This is a genomic window from Candidatus Woesearchaeota archaeon (assembly GCA_027858315.1).
Classification (GTDB): Archaea; Nanobdellota; Nanobdellia; order Woesearchaeales; family UBA583; genus UBA583.
In genome coordinates this window covers 1-7,034 of sequence record JAQICV010000059.1, presented here as the reverse complement: position 1 = coordinate 7,034, position 7,034 = coordinate 1, and the positions used below count along the sequence as shown (strand labels likewise).

The 7,034-nt window shown below is 33.5% G+C and carries 6 protein-coding genes; all 6 read right to left on the bottom strand.

Translation table 11 applies throughout. The features are described from left to right. A partial coding sequence (locus tag PF569_05375) for a type IV secretory system conjugative DNA transfer family protein (GenBank protein MDA3855667.1) occupies positions 1 to 1,340 on the bottom strand: 1,340 nt, incomplete at its 3' end. A 171-nt stretch (positions 1,341 to 1,511) separates the two neighbouring features. Further along, complete coding sequence (locus PF569_05370; protein MDA3855666.1) at positions 1,512 to 2,447, bottom strand: ATPase, T2SS/T4P/T4SS family; 936 nt, start codon at positions 2,445 to 2,447, stop codon at positions 1,512 to 1,514. Then, positions 2,419 to 4,845, bottom strand: a complete 2,427-nt coding sequence (locus tag PF569_05365) for a hypothetical protein (GenBank protein ID MDA3855665.1) — start codon at positions 4,843 to 4,845, stop codon at positions 2,419 to 2,421. Before PF569_05365 ends, PF569_05370 begins: the two co-directional genes overlap by 29 nt. A gap of 2 nt (positions 4,846 to 4,847) precedes the next feature. Continuing rightward, complete coding sequence (locus PF569_05360) at positions 4,848 to 5,837, bottom strand: TrbI/VirB10 family protein (GenBank protein ID MDA3855664.1); 990 nt, start codon at positions 5,835 to 5,837, stop codon at positions 4,848 to 4,850. After that, the gene (locus tag PF569_05355; GenBank protein ID MDA3855663.1) at positions 5,827 to 6,705 is read right to left on the bottom strand and encodes a TrbG/VirB9 family P-type conjugative transfer protein; all 879 of its coding nucleotides are present in this window, start codon (positions 6,703 to 6,705) and stop codon (positions 5,827 to 5,829) included. Before PF569_05355 ends, PF569_05360 begins: the two co-directional genes overlap by 11 nt. After that, positions 6,692 to 7,034, bottom strand: a 343-nt coding sequence (locus tag PF569_05350) for a hypothetical protein (GenBank protein MDA3855662.1), incomplete at its 5' end; no start/stop codon positions are given. The genes PF569_05350 and PF569_05355, both read right to left, overlap by 14 nt.

Below are 7,034 nucleotides of genomic sequence, written 5' to 3'. Positions count from 1 at the left end.
TTTTGGCAAAGGATGATTTTATATGCGGTATTCGCAAGTAGATTTTCTTTTTCTGCTTGTGAATAAATTTCATCTAATTGAGAGAGGGCTTGTATAACAAATATCTGATTTAACTTATAACCCCTAGAAAGCGAGGTTATTCTTATTAATTCTGGTAATTTGCCAATATTTGCAAATTCATCTAGGATATAAGTTACATTATTATCTGAGTCTTCTGGAACTTCCGATACAAGATTCTTAGTCATGTTCTCTATCAAAAGAGTAAGAATTGGACTGAGTCTTTTCATATCAACGGCTTGTACTTTAATATATAAAGTTGTTTTATTCTTTCTTAGGTAAGAGGAATTAATTGTAGATTCTTTACAATTAATAATATCTTGAACATCAAAATCACTATAAAGACTTAATTGCGTATTATATGTTCCTATAATGCCCATAAACTGGTCATTTGCAGTACCTACTTGCAAGGCGGAAGTGATTTTCTCAATAATATATTTACATAGTCTTTGTTCATCAATATCTTCGGTGAGCTTCTTTTCTCCTTCTACTTCTTCTAGGGCATTCTTTAGATTATCAACAATATCTACGCCCTCTGCTAGAAAGCTCCTCGCTTGAGATATAGTAGCATAGCCATCTTTTTGTAAATAATATAAGATTATAACTTTAAATAAATCTTTAGCTGTGTTTAAAAAGTAACTATTGCCTGTCTTAGTGCTAGAGTCATGGAATAGAACATTTGTTACATTTCCAACATAAGAAGTCCACTTCCTCATCTCTGGTATTTCGTTTATAGCAAAGGGATTGTATTTAATACTTTCTTTTGGGTTATTAAAATCTAAACATAATATTTCTTGGCCGAGTGATTCTCTATACTCCGAAGTTTTTTCAAAAAGCTCGCCTTTAATATCAAAGGCAACTATGGAATTATCACAGTTGAATAAGGTGGGAATAATAAACCCTGCCGTCTTACCACTTCCTGTAGGTGCAATTAATATAGTAGATAAGGCTTGATTGTAAGTTATAAGCTCATAAGTGTTCTTCTTAAATAATAAGGTGGTAAGCTTATTATTCTTTAATCCCCCCAATACAATACCTCTACCAAAAAACAAATTTAATCTTTTTATTGCTGATTTGCTTTTAGTAAATCTTGCATAACCATACTTATCCTTGCAACTATCTTTATTCTTATTGGTATTTGTAAGAAAGGTGCTTAAAAAAGCTGGAACGGCAATTAACCCTGTGTATAGAAAAGTAAAATGAGCCGAATATTTAAAAAGAGATTCATTTAATTGCTTATCTATAATTATAGATGTTATTGGCCTTAGAAAATCTTGCACCATAAGAAACGGTACGGCAAGATTAAAGCTATTAAAGAATAGAACATAAGATAATAAAGTTACTACTATGTGGCTTATTATAAAGCTGAGTATTAGAGAGATTAATATTTTCATAATGTATAATTTAAGATTTGATGAGCGAATTTGTCCCTATATATAGTTACGCACATAAAACTAATCTCCATAATATTCTACTTGAGAAACCATTACTTGCGGCCTTCCGTTCTCGTAAGTCTTTTTAAGCTGAATAACACAAGAAAGCCCTAACTCTAATTCATCTTGTAATGCTTCTTTCTTCTCATTTGAATGCTGAGATGTGATATAATTGGCAATAGTTGTTAATGCTCTCTTTGGGCTACTAGCATGTACAGTAGAGAATGTACCATCATGTCCTGCATTAATGAAGTTAAGGAAGACTTTAGCGTTTTCTTTACGGATTTCACCAAGAATTAAGATGTCTGGTGATGACCTTAGACAATCATTGAATACTTCAAATACATGCTCTTCTGTCTCTGCTTCGTAAATAAAAGGGTAGTTATGAGGAAAATCACTTAAATTAATCTCAGAGGCGTTCTCTACTGTGATAATTCTTTTATTCTCTTTGTCTTTAATGTGTTTGAGTAGAGAGTTTAGGAATGTAGTTTTACCAGTTCCTATACCTCCCGAGATGAGTATATTCTTTTCATCAAGGACACATTGAAGGATCTTTCTCTTGTCAGATTCTTCAATTATAAAATCATCTAAAGATATGTTATGATTTCTTTTTAACCTAATGGTAATTCCGAAGCCTGCTTTTTTGGATTTACCAAATATAATATTTGCTCTATGAATTTCATCATTAAGCTTTATATCTAGGTTTTCTCTAAAGTTATCGATGTCATGTATTTCTTTATTGCAGTCTATGGCAATGAGTCTGAACAGGCCTTGAAGGTATATCTTGGTTATACCTTCATTCTTTATCTTTTCCCATTGGCCAGCAAAACTTTTACACCATATATAGCCCTCTTCATTTATTGAAAGGTCGGTATACTTGGTTTCTAAGAGATATGGTTTTAGAGTTTCTAAATTAATATCTACTATATTAATTGTCATAAAAAACCTCCGTACCATCTAGAACACTGCTATTTCCACAAATATATTTAACCTCTTTGTTGATAGACTCATCTACCAATTGAGATCCATCACCTCTTCTGTAAATAGGGAACTTTACAGTTTTGGTTAGCGGGCATTTGTGGCTAGTACATCTTTGATAATAGTAAACATTGTCTCTACATATTCTGCTTGGGGTATATTTACACTCCTTGAAAGGGTAAGTTGTTTTATAATAACAATACCAGTAACAAACATCACTTACAGGTCTGTTTTCTACAAAGTTGTTAAGGGTGATAGCACTTGTACTACTTAGGCTTAAATCTATTGCAACGCCATTATAAGAAGGGGAAGTATACCCATCACATTTTCCAGAAGTGGAATAATTGGAAATGTCATATTTATTATAGATGGTTGTTTGACCGTAGTCATCTGTTCTAGTATTCTCATAACCTTCCTTCGACCCAAGGAAAATATTATCACGACTATTTCCAACTGCTATAGCTGTTGATGATGTTGAGAATTCATTTTTCCATTTGTAGCCTATTTCAGCATAAGGAACTTTGGTTAACATTTCTTTACACTCTCCAATATATTCTCTAGAGCCATTTACCTCAATAAATGTCTTAGAATACATCGTAGTTTGTTTTGTGCTGTCATCATCTATATGTTCACAAACACTTGCTTCCTCTAAGTGAGGAATTGGCTCGCCTGATTTAACACAAGTTGATATATCAACTCTTTGGCCGTAGCTATCCATATAGAAATAGTTTCTATTTATATATGATTGTTTATTTTCCAGCTCATGAGTATATTGATTTGTGTAACAAATCTCGTTCTCAACTGTAACATTACCCTCGGCAGGAGTGCATTCACTAATATATTCTCTTACTCCATCTACTGTAATGTACTTACGAGTAAATATTTGTACCTCGTCATCCGTGATAACATTGGAACAACTATCAGAAGTACTATAGTGAGTATACTTGTAATCAGTGTCTTCCGTACAATCATACACTTTATGATATGCTCCTTCACCATCTGTATAGCCTATCTCCTTTTGAGAAATGGAATAACCTTTCTCAAAGTCGTGCTTGATTGGACACTTGTTAAAGTCCTCATCTAGTCTAAAACTTCTATTTAAGTCCTTTTGGCAATCATTTAAGAGAATCTCATTATCATCACTATCAGAATAGTATTCTTGATACTGGTCGTAGATTCTCATTGCGGATAAATCAATAAACTGAGTACAGTTCTCATAGTTTTGAGTAACTGCTAATGAGCCACTTTGAGTACTATCAAGTTGACAGTCTCCAATATTTTGAGCGATGTCGTTGCCATCTCTCGTATCAACATAGTAATATTGGAAATACACCTTGTTCATAAGATACTCTGTATCTATTTTATCAGGGCATATTTCATAATTCTTTTGTAATGGGAACGAGGTGCTGGAATTATGACATGCTTGAATGACTTCACTTCCTTGTAAGATTCTCTGCTGAATATATACTGAACTTAAAGTATAATCAATATAAGGACTACAGCCATCTGTTGTAGTTACCTCTTGAGTATCTCCACCTGTACTTTGGAAAAGGTCAAGTTGGCATTGTCCTACATCCAGTCTTGCATTGTTGCCGTTTCTATCATCAATGTAGTAATATTGGAAGTATACCTCCTTCGCACCTGTACTAGCGTCCTCTTTGTCGGGGCAAACATCATAATCCTTTTGTAATGGAAAGGATATGCTTGAGTTATGACAGGCCTGTATTTCTTCTCCGTCCCTTATAACTCTTTGCTGCATGTATATAGTATTTAATTCGTAGTCAACATAAGGCAAACATCCATCTGTAAGAGTAATTTCCTCTCCTATTTCAGTTACTGCGGAAGTAAATATTTCTTCTTCATCTTTATTATTATTAAGATTTGTTAAAGGCCTATAAGATGACTGAAATGAAGAGCTACTTGTAGAGTTAGTATTTACAGTTTTACGGGTGTTCTTTGTGTATTTTTTATTAGAGTCTTCTTGCATCTGTAATAATTCTTCCATCGAAGATATAAGGTGGGAATAACTTCCCTTCGCAGAGAACTTATTTCCTTTTTTTATATCATTTGTTACTTTAACCTTGGAAGAAAAAGGAGGAGAAATAGGTATCTCCGCCTCGCCCAGTTTAATTTTATTCCAATCAATATTTAAAACATCTTTAGTTTGTGTTTTTTTACCTACCAGTTCTATTACCTTTAAATCTTCATAATATTCATTACTATCATCTAGGTTTAGAATCTCCGCTCTTGCCACCTTCTCTTTGTTGTCTGTAACCTTGAGCTTTAACACATCGTCATTCTTACTAAAGGCATAAGTGGAGTTAGTAAATACAGCGACTAGAACTAAGGTAATAACTTTGGTATATATTTTTTTCATAACTAATCTACAAATATTGTTTTTATTGATTGACCGTTTGCCTCTTTGAAATAAAGATTCTTATGAGGCTTAATATTAAACCTTTCACCTTGCCTAATTGTAATAATTGGCTTGATGTTGATTTTTTGCCTTATCATCTCAGTAGTGATTGGTAGTACTTGTTGAGTGATGGATTGAACAAAGGCTTGTTGTCTTGTGGAGTCAAGATCAACAGACAAATTAGCTAAAGCATTTATACCACCAAATGCTAAAGCTCCGCCGTACTTTTCCATAGCTCTTGTATCTACATGGCCTGTAACACCGCTTGCACCTGTATAATCCATTGAAACACTATCCTCTAATTCAATTATCTTGCCGTCAGGAGTGGTGATTTTATACCATGCAAGCTGGATTCTTTTTGAGGCTTTAGTCATAACGGCCTCAAACCTTCCCTCAACTATTGAGTATCTGGGAATTAATACATCCTTGGCATGATAGCCATATACATTACTTTCAACTATTGCCGTAACAGTATTTGAGGGGATTTCTGTATTAATAGCAGAGTCTAAAACTAGAGGAATATATTTGTTTGTGGTTATAACTCTAGATAAGTCATAGGACTTGCCAACTATTGTAGATGGGTTATTGTCTTTATTATCAAGAAGAAAAGAACTCCCATCATTATCATTGTCGTTATAAGAGATGAAACTCTTATTCTGAAATGTCCCTCTTTCTCTTTGCTCTCTTACAGGAACATGAACATATTGAATTTGAGGCTTTGCCTCTGGTTCTTCTATTTTCTCAGCAAGGAAAGGATTTTCTTTGATTTCTATTGTCTTACCGGTTTTACCAAAGAACTCCTCATCAAAAACATATTCTATCTTTTTTTGTTCTTTTGCTTCTTGTTTTGAGTTATTGCCACTCTTTACAGCAATTGCCGTTGTTGTAATAACAGCAATTGTAGCTCCAGTCGCAATTAATAATGTTTTATGTTGGAGAATATTATTTATCATCTTTATATACTTTGCTTAATTTTTTCTTAGGAATAATACACACATGGCTATCACCATTCTTTAGGGTAAAGCCTTCGGGTGAAAGAGTTTCAACAACAAGGATATTACCTTCCATGTGTTTATTAATTACTGAATCGTACCCATCCACGACTTTATACACTGTAGGCATGCGATCTGATAAATATCTATCTCCAAAATCAAGATAGGTAAACTTACCATCATCATAGGCATACTTTGGAGCTATAAGGTCATCACCCTTGATTTTATAAGAAGTATTAAGTTGGTCTAGCTTTTCAACATCCTTGATGTTTTTATTATTAGATTTTAGTTTTGTGAGACGTTCAGCTATTTCTACTTCTTCACTTTGAGTTATGTAGTAAGTAAAACCAGGAATAACCCAACGATCACTATTATAAGACTTCAGTAAGAAGTTATAAATCTTCTGATTCTTATCTGTAATAACAGTAAGATTTGTTACATAACCTTCTTCATATGTGTTAATTGTGAGTATGTTAGGTAAGGCCTTATCATGCTCTACATCAAACACCTTTCCGTCTCCGACTGAATAGGTAAGAATTTTCTCATTTTTCGGTAAGGAAATAGTTGTTGTAAGGTATAAACCCAGCTTTATCTTATAAGTTTTAAACCTGTCATATCTATGCGAGGTTACAGCCTTTAGATTCTTTGCATTTAAAGCCTTTTCCATTGTGGTGGTGGTTTTACTTTGCTTATACTTAGGAACACTTTGCTGAACCTTTGGCATAGGGCTTTGCATTAACAAATCTGTTAAATCGGCACTATAGGCAACGCTAGGGGCGAGAAATAAAACTAATGGAATTGTTTTTGTTAAATTATTAAATATCTTCATCATAACTATTTGTATTGTTATTATTATTTGTCTCTTTATCTCCTCTGTACCATACTATTTGTATGCCGAGGGGGTTTATATTTCTTAGAGATGGTGAAATCTTTTCTAGCGGGGCACATTCAAACTTGATATAAACACTGTAGCGGTTAACACTTGGCTCTTCTTGGCCTTCATAATAACTAACAACATCAAAGTTGAATAAGTATTTATTCTCTTCTTGTTTTACGGCAGAAATAATATAAACATCCCTTTCATAAAATTCCGCTTCGTCATGTATTCTTCTGAATTCCATATCATATTGACTAAATACGCTTGGGTCAGAGAAAGCC

Excerpts from the sequence above, each read along its gene's own strand:
- PF569_05360 (MDA3855664.1), bottom strand. The coding sequence starts at position 5,837 with ATGATAAATAATATTCTCCAACATAAAACATTATTAATTGCGACTGGA.
- PF569_05355 (MDA3855663.1), bottom strand. The coding sequence starts at position 6,705 with ATGAAGATATTTAATAATTTAACAAAAACAATTCCATTAGTTTTATTT.
- PF569_05365 (MDA3855665.1), bottom strand. The coding sequence starts at position 4,845 with ATGAAAAAAATATATACCAAAGTTATTACCTTAGTTCTAGTCGCTGTA.
- PF569_05370 (MDA3855666.1), bottom strand. The coding sequence starts at position 2,447 with ATGGTACGGAGGTTTTTTATGACAATTAATATAGTAGATATTAATTTA.